The 16,985-nt window shown below is 60.5% G+C and carries 15 protein-coding genes; 5 read left to right on the forward strand and 10 right to left on the reverse strand.

Features of this window, described 5'->3' with window-relative positions:
• Positions 1 to 34 precede the first annotated feature (34 nt).
• Positions 35 to 1,261, forward strand: coding sequence for a DNA cytosine methyltransferase (locus tag NM1_RS40755; RefSeq protein ID WP_246011425.1), 1,227 nt, complete (start codon positions 35 to 37; stop codon positions 1,259 to 1,261).
• Here the strand turns inward: NM1_RS40755 and NM1_RS41855 are convergent.
• The 7 genes from NM1_RS41855 to NM1_RS41870 form a co-directional block, all read right to left on the reverse strand.
• Positions 1,181 to 2,248 (reverse strand): DUF6339 family protein, encoded by a 1,068-nt coding sequence (locus tag NM1_RS41855; protein ID WP_147289020.1) that lies wholly within the window; start codon positions 2,246 to 2,248, stop codon positions 1,181 to 1,183. The two genes, NM1_RS40755 and NM1_RS41855, sit on opposite strands and share 81 nt — an antisense overlap.
• Positions 2,245 to 2,988, reverse strand: coding sequence for a hypothetical protein (locus NM1_RS43470; protein ID WP_211339425.1), 744 nt, complete (start codon positions 2,986 to 2,988; stop codon positions 2,245 to 2,247). The genes NM1_RS41855 and NM1_RS43470 overlap by 4 nt, the downstream gene beginning before the upstream one ends.
• A gap of 143 nt (positions 2,989 to 3,131) precedes the next feature.
• Complete coding sequence (locus NM1_RS41860) at positions 3,132 to 5,003, reverse strand: hypothetical protein (RefSeq protein WP_147289021.1); 1,872 nt, start codon at positions 5,001 to 5,003, stop codon at positions 3,132 to 3,134.
• Between the two features lie 92 nt (positions 5,004 to 5,095).
• Complete coding sequence (locus NM1_RS03860) at positions 5,096 to 6,109, reverse strand: PD-(D/E)XK motif protein (protein WP_147289022.1); 1,014 nt, start codon at positions 6,107 to 6,109, stop codon at positions 5,096 to 5,098.
• Positions 6,106 to 8,682, reverse strand: coding sequence for a Z1 domain-containing protein (locus tag NM1_RS03865; protein WP_068013869.1), 2,577 nt, complete (start codon positions 8,680 to 8,682; stop codon positions 6,106 to 6,108). The genes NM1_RS03860 and NM1_RS03865 overlap by 4 nt, the downstream gene beginning before the upstream one ends.
• Positions 8,683 to 8,877: 195 nt before the next feature.
• Complete coding sequence (locus NM1_RS41865; RefSeq protein ID WP_147289023.1) at positions 8,878 to 10,530, reverse strand: tetratricopeptide repeat protein; 1,653 nt, start codon at positions 10,528 to 10,530, stop codon at positions 8,878 to 8,880.
• 44 nt (positions 10,531 to 10,574) lie between these two features.
• Positions 10,575 to 11,051 (reverse strand): Het-E N-terminal domain-containing protein, encoded by a 477-nt coding sequence (locus tag NM1_RS41870; RefSeq protein ID WP_147289024.1) that lies wholly within the window; start codon positions 11,049 to 11,051, stop codon positions 10,575 to 10,577.
• A gap of 239 nt (positions 11,052 to 11,290) precedes the next feature.
• On the opposite strand from NM1_RS41870, the gene NM1_RS03875 reads away from it, so the two are divergent.
• The 3 genes from NM1_RS03875 to NM1_RS03885 all read left to right on the forward strand — a co-directional run bounded on the left by NM1_RS03875 (position 11,291) and on the right by NM1_RS03885 (position 12,976).
• Positions 11,291 to 11,713 carry a PPOX class F420-dependent oxidoreductase gene (locus tag NM1_RS03875; RefSeq protein ID WP_068013873.1) on the forward strand — a complete coding sequence of 141 codons (423 nt, stop codon included), beginning with the start codon at positions 11,291 to 11,293 and terminating at the stop codon, positions 11,711 to 11,713.
• Between the two features lie 138 nt (positions 11,714 to 11,851).
• Positions 11,852 to 12,157: a hypothetical protein gene (locus tag NM1_RS43295; protein WP_174556832.1), complete on the forward strand. Its 306-nt coding sequence runs from the start codon at positions 11,852 to 11,854 to the stop codon at positions 12,155 to 12,157.
• Positions 12,158 to 12,289: 132 nt separating this feature from the next.
• Positions 12,290 to 12,976: a DUF899 domain-containing protein gene (locus tag NM1_RS03885; protein WP_068013878.1), complete on the forward strand. Its 687-nt coding sequence runs from the start codon at positions 12,290 to 12,292 to the stop codon at positions 12,974 to 12,976.
• Positions 12,977 to 13,700: 724 nt separating this feature from the next.
• Here NM1_RS03885 and NM1_RS03890 read toward each other — a convergent pair.
• Positions 13,701 to 14,735, reverse strand: coding sequence for an acyl-CoA thioesterase (locus NM1_RS03890; protein WP_246011426.1), 1,035 nt, complete (start codon positions 14,733 to 14,735; stop codon positions 13,701 to 13,703).
• Positions 14,736 to 14,965: 230 nt separating this feature from the next.
• Between NM1_RS03890 and NM1_RS03895 the strand changes: the two genes are divergently transcribed.
• Positions 14,966 to 15,496, forward strand: coding sequence for an SMI1/KNR4 family protein (locus tag NM1_RS03895; RefSeq protein ID WP_084519137.1), 531 nt, complete (start codon positions 14,966 to 14,968; stop codon positions 15,494 to 15,496).
• A 206-nt stretch (positions 15,497 to 15,702) separates the two neighbouring features.
• Here NM1_RS03895 and ilvC read toward each other — a convergent pair whose 3' ends face one another.
• Both ilvC and ilvN read right to left on the reverse strand, forming a co-directional pair.
• Entirely contained in the window at positions 15,703 to 16,716 is a 1,014-nt protein-coding gene (gene ilvC / locus NM1_RS03900) for a ketol-acid reductoisomerase (RefSeq protein WP_068013882.1), read from the reverse strand.
• A gap of 38 nt (positions 16,717 to 16,754) precedes the next feature.
• On the reverse strand, positions 16,755 to 16,985 hold a 231-nt coding region (ilvN, locus tag NM1_RS03905; RefSeq protein WP_068013983.1), incomplete at its 5' end, for an acetolactate synthase small subunit.

The following is a 16,985-nucleotide window of genomic DNA, read 5'->3' on the forward strand; positions in this document are numbered from 1 at the left end:
TGCCAGCCATCTTCGCCGGATAGGATCCGCCATCGTGCCTGCCGAACTGTCATCAGCGAACCGCCAGTGGATCCAGATGGTCGACCTCTTCGCCGGGCCGGGCGGGCTAGATGTTGCTGCACATTGGCTGGGGATTGACGCTCACGGGATCGAGTGGGACAACGACGCAGTCGCCACCCGCGATCTCGCAGGTCTACTCACAAAGCCCGGCGATGTTCGAGATTTCAGTCCATCAACCTTCTTTGAGGAGGACAACGACTCGAAAACCTCGAACTCGCGCCCTGACCTCACGATTCTAGCAGGGGGCCCACCCTGCCAGACATATACTGTGGCTGGGAACGGGTCTGGTCGTAAGGCCTTGCACAAGGTTCTCGACATGGTCGATCACATGATCGAACGCAAGAACGTCAAGGACGCGTTGGACGAACTTCACAAACAAACCGGTGACGAGCGCACAGGCTTGGTCCTTGAGCCCCTCCGATGGGCGCTCGAAGCGATTGAAGAGGAGATGCCGTATGACGCCATTGTCCTTGAGCAGGTCCCGGCGGTTCTTCCGGTGTGGGCGAAGGTCCGTCACGCGCTAGAAAAGGTTGGGTACGGTTGTGATCATGGTATTTTGCGTACAGAAGAATACGGAGTACCGCAGACGAGACGACGGGCTATTCTGATTGCGCGCCGCATCATCGGGACCAACAAGCAAAGTAAGGTCAAGCTCCCTACTGCAACGCATCATCGCTACATCAAGGGCGCCGAACCGAATGATTCCGAATCGGAGCTCCTGCACTGGAAGTCGATGGGCGAAACGCTCGATCGCGAGCATAATTTCATTGTGGTATCAAACTATGGCACGGGCGGTGACCCAAAGGTTCGCGGAAGTAGAAAATGGAATGAACCTTCTGCAACTGTAACCGGAAAAATATCAAGGAATCGTGTCAAACACATTGTCAACAAAAGGGATCTACCACGATTCGATAGCAAAGAGGCGGGCCAACTGCAAACATTTCCACGAGACTATCCCTGGTCGAATAGAAACACAGCACAGCAGATCGGCAACGCTATTCCACCACGACTTGCGGTGCATGTTCTCGCAGCAGCGTTAGAAATGACATTCGATCCCACCGATCTCGAAAATGCAGTCAAAGGCAAGTGGTCCGAGACCAGGAGCGGAACAATACCGCTATTACCGCGGATTGACGGAATCGCCACCGAAGATTTCGGGCAGGTCGCCCCCCAGGATGACAGCTATCTCCCTTTTGACTAGGTCGCGGGGCTGCGATCGTCCGGTGACCCACGCAGAGACAGCAGCTGGAGTGACAGCGAGCTTTGCAGCAAGGCCTAAACGTGACATGTCGGCGCGCTCAAGCTCACTGGAAAGCCATTGGCTAAATGTCGGAGCCGGTGGCTCGATAGCCGCGGAGCTTTGTGTCGATCGGTGAGAAAATCTCATCGTAGCCTTACGGGCGCGTTCGGAAGCTTCAGCGTCTGTGGCGCCCGAACTGGTCTGCATACCGAAGACGGTCTCGTACGCGACAACGTACAACTCCGCGTCGAGGTCATCGTCATGGAGTCCATCAAACACTACGAATGGCGCCAAACGTAACAGCCGTTTGAGAAACTCACGAAGTACGATACGGTCCGCCAGCCCTGACAGGTCAAGGTTGTTCCATACTCTTAGAATGGATTTGATCAGGTGAGGGCTGCCGCCTAATGCCGAGCGGCGTGCATATATTTGATCGAAAGCCGACTCTCCCAACACAGTCAAGGCTTGATAGGGATTCGGATCGCCCGGCGTATGAACAAGCTGGGCGCGCCACCACAGCCGGCCGAATACGTGTCTCGTCAGGTCAGTGCCCCGCACGCGGTCACCAGGCGGCAACGGGAAACGCCAGTGGGCCACATCCGGCATAAGCACGAGCGCGAGGAATGCCCAAACATCACCCGACGCGGCTTCTACTGGAGCCAAATGCATTTCGCGATGTAGTGATTCAGCCAGGGTCAGGTCGAATGAAGTCTTCTGATCCTGCGATGGTACAGTCGGATAACCCGAGGTCTCCGCCAGATCCAGAACAGTTCTGCGTAGCGTGGCCAGTTGATCTAGTTGAACCCGCGTACCACCAGTTGCCACGTAAACCGCCGACTCGTCGGTGACTGCCCATCGTGCGGATAGGGAATTGAGGTCCAGCTCGCGATATTCTGCAGCCAGATCCTTCGCTCGCGCCCGCAGAAGCCGAGGAAATAGAAGACTCATTCGATTCCTCCGAACAAGTTTAGGGAAGCTTGAACCTCGGTCGACAGCCAGTTTGGCGACCGCTCCGCCTGCGCTCGAACGTCCCGTACGGAGCGTTGAGGGAAGATCCGGGAAAATAGCGATTGGATTGTCGCCCCCAAAGATTCGTCAGGGAATATCGACTCGTCATCGAAATCAGGACTCCGCAATGCATATTCGATCATCGTCCGGGCGACCTCGGCATAAAGAACGGCAAGGACCACCGCGTCTCTAGGACCGGGTTGCGCAGCATTCTTCAGCGCATTGGCGATGACAGGCTTCTTTTCGTTTACTAACAGGAGCAGCGAACCCATAGTTGCCGAGTCGAGTGAATCAAGTTCTAGGTGCCAGGCTGCGTCTGATGGGTATATGGTCTTAGCGAAATCAAGGATCGCCATGGGGAACTGGGGCGAGTCACCCTGTAGCCGCAGCTGATGGCGGTCACTCCAAAGTACCGATCCGGCACGGCGCGGAGCTGCTGGCCTGTCGTCGCCTTGACGACGCTGTCCGAGTATCAAAACCGTGTCGAGAATCAGGACACCGCCAAGATCTGAGCCGGGCAACCGAACCTGCAACCGAACTGGACCAGATATCCGCAGTGCCCGACGCCCGGCGACTCCCTTCAACTTGGAGCCGGTCGATGTCCAAACAACCGCCAGAGTTAGCGGCGCGTCTAACGACAATCCAGCTTCACTGCGGACGCGCTCGAGATCGATGGACACCGTCCGTCCCAACTCCACCGTGGTCTGATAGTCCCAGTGGGGATATGCCTCTGGCAATGGCAGTCCGTCGCCGTCGAGTATGAGCTGCCACTGCTCGGGTTGAACCACTCCCCGGGTGGGGACTCGGTACGGCAGAACACGCATTAATTGTTCACCGCCGTGACACGAATCTTAATGTCGGTCATGGTATCCGGGGCAGGGTTCACAATGGCCTTCCAAACCCGTCCATCACCGCCATCAGCCGTAAGGCTCTCCGCCCTGCGCACCCGACCATCATCGTCCTCCCAGCCGATCAAGTCTGGGCGCGATGCCCCCTGAGGCGCCTCGGTCTCACGCCCTCCGTCAGTGGTGAGTGCTACAGCTAGATCTGCTGTTACTCGGTGGACTACTGAGACTGGTAGCCGAAATTCCTGCACGACAATGGCCAGGCCATCACGCTCATCAAGATAGGGAGAACCGACATAGTCTACCCTTGGACGCCGCACAGGACGTGTGTCATTTGATCGTCCGGAGGCATCGCCCGACGTCTTGGAGCCTCGCGGCCTCCATTGGTCTGGCGATGCACCACCGGCCGCATCACCTTCCCGGCCTTCATCATTCGTGTTGGCTTCGTCCTCTACCCGGCGGTTGCGCGGCCCGATCGGTGAGCGTGTCTCTCCCGGTCGACCGTAATCCGTTGCACCCCCGACCCCCCAGACTCCACCGATTAGCGGCGAGAACCTGTCGCTAGCGGCTCCCAACGAGAAATTGGCAACCGGAGTGCGCTCGCCCGCCCTCATTCCGACGATGGCTTCGGTCTCTTCCTTCAGTCGGGTGAATGTGGTCCTTACGAAAACGCGGTGATCTCGATCCTCAAGGGACTGATAGTTCCACGTATCGTGCGTTGGCGGTTCTGCCGCGGCATATACAAGGTCCATCCCCGGGTCCGCACAAAAAACGCCCGCATACGAAATGAGTTCACTTTGGGGCTTTGGAGCCGGCCAGTAGGTTACCACAAGTTCGGCTGGCCTCATTAGGCAAACATGATGAATGTGTCCGTCAATACCAGCGATCGCCGCAGCATCCGTCTGCTCGATGGGTGGCATGGTCCGTTTCTCGAGTCCCAACCGTCCGAGCAACCGTTTCGGACGGAGACACCGTAGCTCGCGCCCGCCCACACCAATCATCTGCTGGTATGCAGCTACAAACAACCGCAGTGGATGGCGTCCGGTCGGGTCGGGGATCGGGTACTCAAGACCGTCGCAGGTGACGGTGAACCGCATCGGCGGTACCCCACTAGTGTTTCTTGGAAGCATCTTCGGCCAGAGCTGCCACGCAATGGTGTCAGCGAGATATGCCGCCACCGTCGCTGGTTCTCGGTCGTCGAACTCTGGATCGACGATTATTATTGTTGTACCAGTCTCCGACTGTTTGAATGGCTTCAGGCCAAACTGGCGCGCCATGTCTTCAGCTGCCTCACCAACCAATGGCTCGATTACGTCCCCCGAATCGTCGCCCCACCAATGCCTTCCCGTGTACCGATGATGACGAGCCGAAGGCGGCGCCTGGTAGCTCCTCCACAGTGCAGCACCCATCAGCCTTGTCTCCAACCTCCCCATATACTTGCACCTCGTGTACACCAGGATGACGCCTGGTTTCGACACAAGATAGAGAATTCCCTTGCCGAACCCGTAAGTACCACCGCCGAGAGCCTTGTCCCGCGGTTCACCTATATTTCGAAGAAAAGAAACAAAGTCGCGATCCTTGTTGTCAACAATATCGTCCGCACGGGTAGGCCCGCCAAGACCATCAGTACCACGATCGGAGATCGACAACACGCGAACAATGGGCTGTCGCAGCGACTTTGCTAATGGCAGGTACGACTCGGCTGGCGCAGCCCGCAAGAAGTGTTGCCGCCAGGCCGCAGCTTCGGCGGGGCCAACCGTTTGGAGATCCATACGAAAATCGACTGCTACATTGTCATCGACACGAGCATCCCAACTGTTCTGAGCAGACTCGCGGACCAGTATCGTCATATAGTCCAGCTCCGGCTTGCCCAGCTGATTTCTGATACCCTCGGCTGCGCTAGCTCCTTCTGGCGGAAATGGCTGTGAATACCATCTCGGCTTCACTCGGACTCCCGCGCCATCCTTTGTAGACACTGCGTTACCTCGCCCTCCGACAGAGGCGTTGGCGCCTCACCGCTGAGATCGATTGTGTACTCGACCTCCTGAACCGCAACCGCAACCCCTGCTTCGTTCAGCATGTCGGATGTAAGCCTCGGAAAGTTACCGTCTACTGCGTACCAACGCTCGTCTACGACCCGGAGCCGCTTGTCTCGATACTGATCCGCATCGGCTGGTCGATACCCGACCAGCGACAGGAGCCCACAGACTGGTCCTTCGTCGTCGATCAACTCGAGAATCTCGCTGATCAGACCTGGCAAAGAAGCACCCTCCTCCGCTGGCTCTAAGCAGAACCACGGCAGCAGAAGTTCTCCGCCTGCTGGAGGGTCGAGTTGATCCAGACCATGCACACGGACCCGGCGCCGATCGGAGCGCAACGACGCCTTGACCTCCAGCGCTACAGCATCGGACGCAAAATCATGCCGATACCCCGTTGGGCCGGTCCACCATTGGTGCGCGCTCGGGTTAACCTCCAGCAGTCGGCGAAGGACCAACAGTTCGGCATACAGTCCTGCAAGCTGTTCAGGACCAAGCAAAGTCCCTGACCTCTGGAACAGCGCCTTCCATCTGTCCAGGGCCCGATATAGACCCTTCACCGGGCGGCGTTGAGAAACCCCGATCTCCTCGAGCGCCGCAGCGCAGAAGGTGGCAAAGACATCGTCGAACTCGGGATCCAGGCATGTAAGGTCGGCGTACACCTGATATGAGACCGCCGTCTCCAGTGGCCTTCTTGCGAGGCGTATGACCGGGCCGTCGAAGCCCCTCCGCACAGACTGGCGCGGATCTATGGGTACCAGAAGATGCCGATGACCTTCAGGATCCACGCCTGCTGCAACAAGTCCATATACGGTCGAGACTGGCAGATCAGCGACGCGCATCGCCGTTGGCGATGAAAGACGCGCAATAGCGAGCATCGACCAATTTTCCTCAAGTGTTCGGCGGAAGTCTCGGGTCACACCAATTCCTCTGCGTTGAGGAGACTCAGATCGTCGTCCTCAAGTTCCGCCCCGCCAGGAACCTCCGACAGGTTGGCAGAGATGTAGTCCAATTCCCAGGGCACCGTCGACTCTTCATTAATGGGCTTGGGGAACATGAAGCCGACGCCGATGACGTGTTCCGGCGCATCCAACGCATGGCGCCGGCTCTGCGCATTGCTTGGCTCTGACTCTTTGTCGATTGGATATAGAACGAGCAATCCACTGTCAGGCATCTGCATCGCCCTTTCATTACGAATTTGTTTTTCCGACCATTGCTGAATGGCACCGGTCAAGTCGATAGCCGCATCCTTGCGGCTCATTAGTGTCTTTATATCCGCAAAATTGGAATCACTAGTAATGGCCGAACGGATCACCCGCCCGACGGTTACCTCTTCAGCAAATTCAAACCCACGACTGTCGTCAACTAACGAATTCCCCATGATCACTACGTTCCATCGACCTAGCGCCGCAGCGTTTCGAATTCGAGCCTTGATGTAATGCGACATCATAGCCGCATTACATTCTTGCGAATTCTTATGGAACTGATAGATCTCCAGGAATTCGAGGATATAATCGCTCGGCACGCCACGAAATATGAAACGTCCTGATTCGGCGGATCCCTCCACCGACCGCCGGGATCTGACAGCCGCGGATATCAACTTACGAGCCGCCTCCTGATTGCCAAGGAGCCACTCACGATCCTTGTAGAAGTATCGCGTCTGGACGCGCTGGCCGCCGTATCCCGCCGACGTGATCACCGCATCCTGCATCTTTGCTGCGGCGGTCACACGCAGCGCAGGATGGGTTCGAAGCCGTACAGCGAACGTCATCGGAGTCTTGTCCTCGGTCATGTATATGTCGATGTCGCGCCGCATCTCCGCTTCAACTGTCGCCAGATGCCGGAACCAATCTTCCAATTCCCGGGTCATCCAGATACGCGGCAAGTCCTGGTAGCCGTATCGGTATCCGAACCATCGTCCCATTTGCAGCAAAGTGTCATAGACAGTCACCGCGCGTACGAAGTAGCTGACCAGGAGGCCTTCTAGCGTCAAACCGCGTGAAAGTGTGTTTCCACCGACTGCAATAGCGACCACAGGGCCATTCTCATAGTCCAGACGATCGGTGCTTCCCGAGTTGTCCATGATTACCCGGCAGTCCTGCAGTACGCCCGGCAATTCCTCAAACACCTCGTCAAATCTGACCTCTGGTTCCTCGAAGCCAGTGACCGGTACGCGCGCAGTCTCGGCAGCCCACAACACTCGTAGCTCGGCCCGCAGCGTTGGATCGTCCAGATTCCTGGCAACTTGCTCTCGAAGGTTCTCCAGCGGAGGCCGAAAACTGTTATGCACGGAGGTACGGACACTGGTGTGGATCAGCATGGTGGAGTGCGGATTTCCCGTTCCTCTAACTCGCCGTGCTGCAGTTGCTAGCCAGAAATACTTGAGCGCTCGTTGTAGGGACGCGGTAAGTACCGGAGTAAAATCTTCCGCCTCGGCTTTGGTTCTAGGTCTGACCAGCGGCACATCCTCGTCCGGCACCGTACGGATCATGTCGTGTCCATCGAAGACGTCGTTTGGGTCCTCACCATCAAGGGCGTACCGACCGAAAAGCACCTCTGTCCCGAAATGCCCGGGCGGCTTCGGCAGGTTGACGATGAAATCTCTCGGGTAGAGATCGTTCTCCTCAGCGGGGTTAATCAACAGGTTCGCAAATGGTGATGCCGTATACCCGACGTAGGCTGCCTTAGGCAACGAGTTGATCATCCCCATGATTAGGGGATTGATCGTTTCAGTGGCCACCGTCGCTTGGTCGGCCTCGTCATCGATAATCAGGGCTGGCGTGTCGCCAAGATAGTCCTGCGCATCCTGCAACCATTGCACCAACTTCCTTAGCACCGCCGCGTTCTTTTTGACAACGCACAGCAAATGCGTCCTATTCGCGCCACCGAAGAAGCTCGCCGGGTTCTCTGGAGGTACAAAGTCGTGTTCGAGCTTGGTAATCAAAGTCCATGATGCCGGGTTTGGTCGAACCAACTGCTCAACAAGACGCGCCTGGGTTTGTCGCCGCAGACCGTTGTGAATACCAGCGAGCACGATGAACAGCTTGTAGCCACGATCGGCGGCCTTCGCCGTCACCGCTGTGAAGTTCGTGGTCTTCCCCGATTGAACATGACCGACAACGAGTCCCCTCGCCGAGAACTGCGACTCCAGAGGATGATTGAGCAGTGACACAATCCGCGTCGACGACTTTTCTAGACTTGTAACCGACGCGTCATTCCACCCCTGCCGTCCCAATATCCGAAGAAGTGCTGGCCAAAACTTGTCCCCTGGTTGCGGCCCCGTATACCACGTGAATCGGTTACCTAGAACGACAGAATGCGGCTCCTCCATCTCTCGAATCGCTAAAAGACGCTGCTCATGACGTTCACGTACTTTTTGAACGATTTCGGCTGATGTACCGAGACGCACGAGCCGTTTTACTGCTTCCTCAGGCGTGTTGCGGTCGAGAAGCATCTCGAACGTTTCGTACGCATCGTCCACAGGTTCGACCATCTACCCCTCCTGGGTTCTTCGAACAGGGTGCAGAATCTTTGATCGAGATCGCCATATAGCCACCGGCGTGACCTCGAAGCCTGAAACAACGGCATATGTCGACACCGACGAACTCAGGGACAGTTCGATACCCATGCGCCGCCTGCAAGAGCACCTCGCTGGCGCCGCGATCCACGGCGACTGCCGATGGCGGTCTCATTGATCAGTCCGATCAACGGTGACCGAGCCGTGGGGTTTACATGTCGCCTCGTGTTCTGTCGGATTCTGTCGGTCGAGCACGGTCGCTTCCGACAGCCGCCCTTCCGATTTGTAGGCGCTACTCAGGAAGTTGCGAGTGGTGACCGTATCGGGGTGCTCGGAGCCGAGGATACGTTCGCAGTCAGCAAGATTCTGTTCAAGACCCGTGATCGCCGCGAGCGACCATCCTCCCGCACTGTAAGCCATAGCAAGATCGTTCCGCGATGCCAGGGTGTCGGGGTGGACGGCGCCGAGGAGGCGCTCGTGAGCAGTTACCGAGCGGTGAGCAACGCCGATAGCCCTAGGTAGGTCAGAAGAGCTAACCAGTTGCGCTATGGCCCAGCGCCGAGCCGGAAGCATTCGAAGTTGAAGGTCTGGTATTGCTTGGTCCGAGAGACTGCTGGCGGTCAGTGAATCGATCTGATCGACAAGATGGACGCCTTCGAGTCGGCGGCCCCCCAGGCCGGGCTCATCGAACAATCGTGGCTCAAGAAGTTCCAACGCATTGCTGATTATCGAATCAGCTACTTGGTTATCGAGCGCTCGCTCCTGGAGGACTCGGGCCACGAGACGGTGCACAGTCAACGCGTCCTTCTCGGTGGACCACGATATGAGGGACTGCTGCACACAGAGGTGTATTGCGTCATCAACCAAGTCATCGAGCTTGGGATCAGGATAGACGAGAAGGATTCGGGAGACGCCCGACGGGGCAAGTACAGCGAACAGCCCTAGCAGCCACTCTGTCACCTTGTCCAGATCTGGATCGTCGGTCGGTGCCAGCGCTGCTTCAACCGACAGCAAGATCGCTTTGTCAGCCCGCAACGGATGGCTTAGGCCTTCCCGAAACCGCAAGGCACCCTGCAGCGGCTGCTTACGCAGCCGCTGCAGGTAACGGTCATAGCCTTGCCCAGGAGTTGCTGCGACTGCAGCAGCTGCCGCGGCCAGAGCCAGAGGCAGGTCGCCCAACTCATCCGCCAACCTGTCGGCACCCCCTGGGTCCTCGCGGATTCCGGTCATAGCGGTCAAGAAGGCTACCGATTCCGATCGGGTAAAGCCTGTGCCAACATCAATAATGGTTTTTGTGAGCATGGTGAATGCTCGATTGATGCTGGTAATCAGCACGCGCGTCGTTCCGACAGTCGGCAGCAAAGGCTGCACTGACTCGACCGCAGCAGCGTTGTCGAGTACCAGGAGTCCCGACTCATTGCAGCTGTTGAGGTGATCCCGGAGCCGGTGCGCGCACTTCAGAGGGTCTCCCTCGTGATCGGCGACACCCAGTCGGTAGGCAATCTCGGCCAGTCCGTTCTGGAGAGTGTCAGCACATTCTGCATTCACCCAACCTACGAACCCTGCGCCCGCACCTAGCATTTGCCGCGTGTAGGCCGCCGCGATATGGGTCTTACCAGCTCCCGGCATCCCGAGGACGACCGCGACCCGGGTGGTAGCAAGCCCCCGTTCAAGGTTACTGAGCTGGCCGCGGACAACGTAGTGCTGTGGTTCATCGGGGACACGCCCTACTACAACTCGGTTCGGTGTTCTGGAGAACCCGTCGGGCAGCGAGCTAAGGTTGACGGTAATACCACCGCCAGAATGTACTCCCGCGAACGACACAGAAGGGCCCCCTACTTTCTGAATCGGCGCGGCGGAGACGGGGGCTACCGGCGCGCCACTGGAGGGTCCTGATGGTGGTCTACCCCTCCCGCTCGCACCTGACCAATCTCGATCGTCTCGTCGAAGACACCTTCGAATATCTTCACCCCGGTCCCAGTCGAGTCCACGCTGCCAATCCGTAACGCAGCAGCGTGTACTCGCTCCAGATCCACACCGACGACGGCAGCAGCCGCAGCTTCGTGGTCGCGAACCACTGCGATCACCGCCTGCGCCGCGGTTAACAGCTCTCGGTCATCACGGGCACCAGCCCGCTCTAGGTCCTCAGCCAACACCGCGCGACGAGCCTCCGATGTTGGGAGCTGTTCCACCGGTTCCACACTGATCTGCCTATATCGTTCAGAAGCAAGGCTCTTCAACCGCTGATATGCGTCGACCACTGTTTGTTGGGCGGTATCCGTCAAACCTGCGGCAGCACCTGCAGCTAACGCTTCGGCCACGATCTGCGGCACAGTCTCCAGCATGGAGGAACCCTCTCCCCACCCCACGCTGCTCGGGTGGACCAAGCGTCGTTATTGACTGCAGTAATGTACCCTCGCTACCAGGTCACCGCTAGCGCCGAGGCTATGGAATCATTGGCTGACACGTCTGCTCTAACGCGGGCAACGTCGACCAGCGCTCCCAATTATCCGAGATCCCGATTCCAGATTCGACATAGCCTGTGGTTGACCTCAGCCACGCTCAAGGTTCTACCGTCACTCCCATGACCTTCACCGCCCCCGAACTGGCCTACCTCCAGACCCAGCGCCTCGGCCGCCTGGCTACCATCACCCCCTCCAACCACCCCAACCAGGTCCCTGTCGGCTTCCGCCTCAACCCCGACAACACGATCGACATCGGTGGGCCGAATGCGAATGCGCAGCGGTACCGCAACATCCGGAAGAATCCGAATGTGAGTTTTGTGGTCGATGACATGACACCGGATGATCCGAGTGAGGTGAAGCCCGGGTGGGGGCGAGGGGTGGAGGTCAGGGGGATCGCGGAGATTGTGACTGTCGAGGACATCCCTGTTGCGCCGGAGTGGTTTTCGAACGAGGTGATTCGGATCCATCCTCGGCGGATCCATAGTTGGCACATCGATCCGGACAATCCGGATGGGGAGTCGCGTAACGTCCAGGGTGGGTAGGCGGCGCACTCAGGGTGTTCACCCAGTCGCCCTCATCCTCGAGGGGGATTTGTTCCCGGTACTGGTGCCAACACCCGTGACCTTCCGACTGCGATGCGCGAGAGTGGGTGCGGTGCAGTTGAGTTGGAAGGATTCACCTTGTTCTCGATGAATAAACATGCCGCCGCGCGCACCATGGCGCGGGTGGCCGTGGCGGGGGCCATTGTGGCTGCTCCGCTTGCTGTTCTTGCGATTCCGGCGCAGGCCGATACGGTCAGCGATCAGATCACCACAGAGGTTCGGGACCGGCACGGGAAGCCGTGGGACCGCGACGACATCTGGGACAACAAATGGAATCGCCACGACCGCTGGGACGATGACTGCGATCCGTGGGACCGCCGCCACCATCATCCGGGTAATGGCTGGCGACAGGCCTTCCCCCCGGGGTTGTTCGGAAGCAGCTGATCCCAGCTCTGCGACGGCCCGGCACCGCACGGGGTGCCGGGCCGTTGTCATGTCATCGAGGGCCTCTCCGATGAATTCGGCAGTTGCGCGCGGTCTATACCTGTGAACCGCTGACTCATCAGGGAGGACCATATGAGCACCAATGCACTGCCGCCCGTCGTCGACGCCGAGACCTGGCGAAAGGAGCTCGACGCGCTGCGTGTTCGGGAGAAGGCGGCGACCAGAGAGCTCGATGCGATCGCTGCCCAGCGGCGCCGGCTGCCTATGGTCGAGATGCCCGACTACACGCTCGAGGGCGAGGAGGGGCCGGTCCGGCTGGCGGAGATCTTCGGCGACAAGCCGCAGCTGATCGTCTACAACCACATGTGGTTCCCGGGCAAGACTTGGCAGTGCCCCGGCTGCACGGGGCTCACCTCGCAGTACACGCGGTTGGAATTCCTGGACAACTACGACGCCCGGTTCGTCATCGTCACCCAGGGGCCGATCGACGAGGCGCTCGAATACAAGAAGCGGGTCGGGAACACGATGACGTGGTACTCCACGGCGAACAGCCCGTTCGGCACCGACGTCGGCGCCCCGCCCGGAGAAGGCTTCGCCCTCAACGTATTCCTGCGCGACGGCGATACCGTGTACCGCACCTGGCACACCGATGGCCGTGGGACGGAACAGATCAGCTACACGTTCCCGCTCATCGACCTGCTGCCGTACGGACGGCAGGAGGAATGGCAGGACTCCCCCGAAGGCTGGCCGCAGTCCCCCACCTACAGCCGCTGGAGCAACTCCGAAACCATCGCCGCGCTCTACGGCCCGGACGCGTGAGGTAGCCGGCACGCCCGCGGAACCGGCGAACACGACCCGGGGAATCCCTGATCTACCTCATCCTCCGGGTTGAATCCTCCCCCGAACTCGTGCCGAGACTCGTGATCTTTCGCGAAAGACCGACAAGAGTGATTGCGGGGCAACTGAATTGGAAGGATTCGCCGTGTTCTCCAGAAGCAGACAGACGATGGTGCGGGTGGTTGTGGCGGGAGCCGTTGCGGCGGCCCCGCTTGCGGCACTTGCGCACCCGATCCGAGCAGACGCCGCCGGGCCCGTCACAGCCACGAGTCCGACCAGCATCGGCACGTCGACCGGGACGATCGACAAGCACTCGACAACGACCGCCCCGCTCGAGGTGAAATCGACAGCCACCGGGCCCATCACAGTCGATTCCAGCCCGATCAAGACCGACAGCCCGTCGATACCCAAACCGCCCACGCCGAGCCCCACGCACAAACCCACGACGCCGAGCCCCACGCATAAACCGACGACACCGAGCCCCACCTCGGAACCGACCACACCTCGTCCCACCACGCCCCGGCCGACCACCACTCCCCCGCCTCCCATCGATCACAACTGGCCCAAACCCACTGACCCGTGGGATGACTGGGACGAGGAGCGCCGCCGACGCGACCGCATGCGGGACGACGACTGGTTCGACAACACGCCCACACGACCGCTGCCTCCGGGGACGTTCGGCAGCAGCTGACGGGCGGCGCCGTACCTACCGCGACACCGGTACCCGGAAGTGGTTGGGTTCGGCATCGTCTGGAACCGCGCTCGCCGAGGTGAAAGGCTCCACCAGCGTGCGCAATTCGATGAGGTGGCGGGCGTGTGCGTCGAGCGTGCGATCCTCCTCGGACACCGGAACCCACGGCTGAACGGGCTGGGCCTTCCCCTCCGGCCCGACGGCGACAACGACGGCCAAACCGTGTGCGGCGAGCACCGTTTCGTCGGAATGGGCGTCCGTGGCCGTGACGTGCACGCTGATATGCATGCTGCGCGGGCCCGTATGGATCAGCCGCGCGGTCACCTCCACGGCGTGGCCGATGACGATCGGGCGGTAGAAGCGAATCCCGCCGAAATAGGACGTCAGCACATGCTGTCCGGCCCAATCCGCGCCGCAGACGTAGGCGGCCTCGTCGATCCACTGCATGGTGCGGCCGCCGTGCACCTTGCCGCCCCAGTTGATATCCGAGGGTGCGGCCAGGAATCGCAGCGTGACGCTCGGAGCCGTTCCGGCGGCGGTATAGCGCTGGGCGGCCATCGCCTCCTCGATGCGGCTGCGCACCGCGACGCGGGCCCGGGCCTGCCGGTGCCGCTGCTGCTCCAGGATCGTGGACGGATTCCACTGCGGCACTTCGACAGTGCGCCTGTCGTCGTCCACCGCGACGAAAATGGTCAGGCACTGGGCGCTCTGGACCGGCTTCACGCGGGTGGGATCGGTCGAGTACACCGTGACGAGGATGTGCATGCTGGTGCGGCCGGTGTGGACGAGCTTCGCGTGCAGCTCGACCAGTTCACCGGCGGCGATCGGCCGGTCGAGATGGATGTTGCCGACGTAGGCGGTGACGCAGTAGTGGCCGCTCCACTGGGCCGCCGCGGCGTAGGCGACCTTATCGATCCATTCGAGCAGTTTGCCGCCGTCCACCGAACCGACGATGCCCGCGTCCGCGGGTTTGACGAGGAACCGGTGAATCGCCTCGGGTCGGCGACCGGCCGTGGCCGGGCTCGGGACAGACCGGGATGAGTTGGACAAGGTTCGCATTCCGTTCGGGCAGAGAAGCTTCGGACATTCGTTTCCCTGACTCCGTTGTCCCGCAGCACAGTAGGCGTCCGCGAGGGTTACGGGCGAGTAGCGGGCTTCCCGGTGCCGGTGGTATTCGACACATCGGCGTTACGGGCGAAATGCGAGCCTTCCGAGCCGGATTCGGTGCGGTCTCCGAGGCTTTCTACCCGGCGGCGGCCAGTTTGCTGCACAATCGTCGGGTGACTGCGGCCATGGAACAACTCCGTCAGCTTGTCCCGCCACCCGCGCCCGCACCGGATACCGACTGGAACAGCGTGGAGAGTGCGATCGGCCTCCGGTTGCCGGCCGATTACAAGGAGTTCATCGACACCTACGGAGGAAGCCGCTGGGAGAACTACCTCTACGTGCTCGCGCCCGGCTGCCCGAACGACAGCTACGACCTGTTCGAGTGGAAGGACTGGCAGACCGAGGCGCTGGAGGGCCTCTGGGAGTTCGAGCCCAGGCCCGCCGAGCTGACCGAGAAGGGAACTCGCGTCATCCCCTGGGCCACCACCGACAACGGCGAGATGCTCTACTGGCTGATCCGACCCGGACAGGGGCCCGACGACTGGACCGTCCTGATCAACGAGGGCCGCGGACCCCGGTGGGAGCACGTCCCCCACACCTGCACCCAGTTCCTCGCCGCCGCCCTCACCGGCGACCTCCGCCCGGTCCTGTTGTCCGATAACTATTTCCCGCTGTCCAACCATAGAGTCGAGCAAGTCGCCTGAGAGGATTCCGGCCAAAAGCGCGCCGGAAAAGCTGGCGGAGCGCGCCGGAAAAGCTGGCGGAAACGTGGAGCACGCCGGAAAAGCTGGCGGAAACGTGGAACACGCCGGAAAGCTGGCGGGACGAGCTGGAAGTACGCGGAAGCCTTCCGACGCCGAGGGGCCTCCGTCGGATGACGGAGGCCCCTCGATCGGAATGACGCTGAGACTCAGGCGGTTTCGGTGATGGGACGGTCGACCCAGCTCATCAGGCCGCGGAGCTTGGCGCCGGTGACCTCGATGGGGTGCTCGGCGTTGGCCTTGCGCAGGCCCTCCAGCTCCTTGTTGCCACCCTCGACGTTGGCGACCAGGCGCTTGACGAAGGTGCCGTCCTGGATGTCCTTCAGGATCGCCTTCATGCGCTCCTTGGTGTCGGCGTCGATGACCCGCGGGCCCGACAGGTAGCCGCCGAACTCGGCGGTGTCGGAGACCGAGTAGTTCATGCGCGCGATGCCGCCCTCGTACATCAGGTCGACGATCAGCTTCAGCTCGTGCAGGACCTCGAAGTAGGCCATCTCCGGTGCGTAACCGGCCTCGACCATGACCTCGAAGCCGGTCTTGACCAGCTCCTCGGTGCCGCCGCAGAGCACGGCCTGCTCACCGAACAGGTCGGTCTCGGTCTCTTCCTTGAAGGTGGTCTTGATGACGCCGGCGCGGGTGCCGCCGATGCCCTTGGCCCAGGAAAGAGCCAGGGCTTGGCCCTCGCCCTTCGGGTCCTGGTCGATGGCGATCAGGGCCGGAACGCCCTTGCCGTCGATGAACTGGCGGCGGACCAGGTGGCCCGGGCCCTTCGGCGCGACCATGCCGACCGTGACGTTGCCCGGGGCCTTGATCAGGCCGAAGTGGATGTTCAGGCCGTGGCCGAAGAACAGCGCGTCGCCGTCCTTCAGGTTCGGCTCGATCTCCTCCTTGAAGATCGCCGCCTGCGCGGTGTCGGGGGCGAGCACCATGATGACGTCGGCCCACTCCGACACCTCGGCGGGCGTGCCGACGGTGAGACCGGCCTCCTGCGCCTTCTCCCGCGACTTCGAGCCTTCCTTCAGGCCGATGCGCACGTCGACGCCCGAGTCACGCAGGCTCAGCGAGTGCGCGTGGCCCTGGGAGCCGTAGCCGATGACGGCGACCTTGCGACCCTGGATGATCGACAGGTCGGCATCGTCGTCGTAGAACATCTCGACTGCCACTGTAATTGTGTCCCTTCTAATTTCGGTTACTTCAAGTCTTAGCGAGTGGCCGTGATGGACTTGGGTCCACGTCCCACGGCCACGACACCGGACTGCACGATCTCCCGGATCCCGTACGGTTCCAGCATCCGCAGCAGCGCGTCGAGTTTCGACCGGGTGCCGGTCGCCTCGATGGTGAGCGCGTCGGGCGACACGTCGATGACCTTAGCCCGGAACAGGTTCACCGATTCGATCACCTGGGTGCGCACGCTGGCGTCGGCGCGCACCTT

The sequence above is a fragment of the Nocardia mexicana NBRC 108244 genome (assembly GCF_001613165.1).
In the GTDB taxonomy this organism is placed as follows: Bacteria; Actinomycetota; Actinomycetes; order Mycobacteriales; family Mycobacteriaceae; genus Nocardia; species Nocardia mexicana.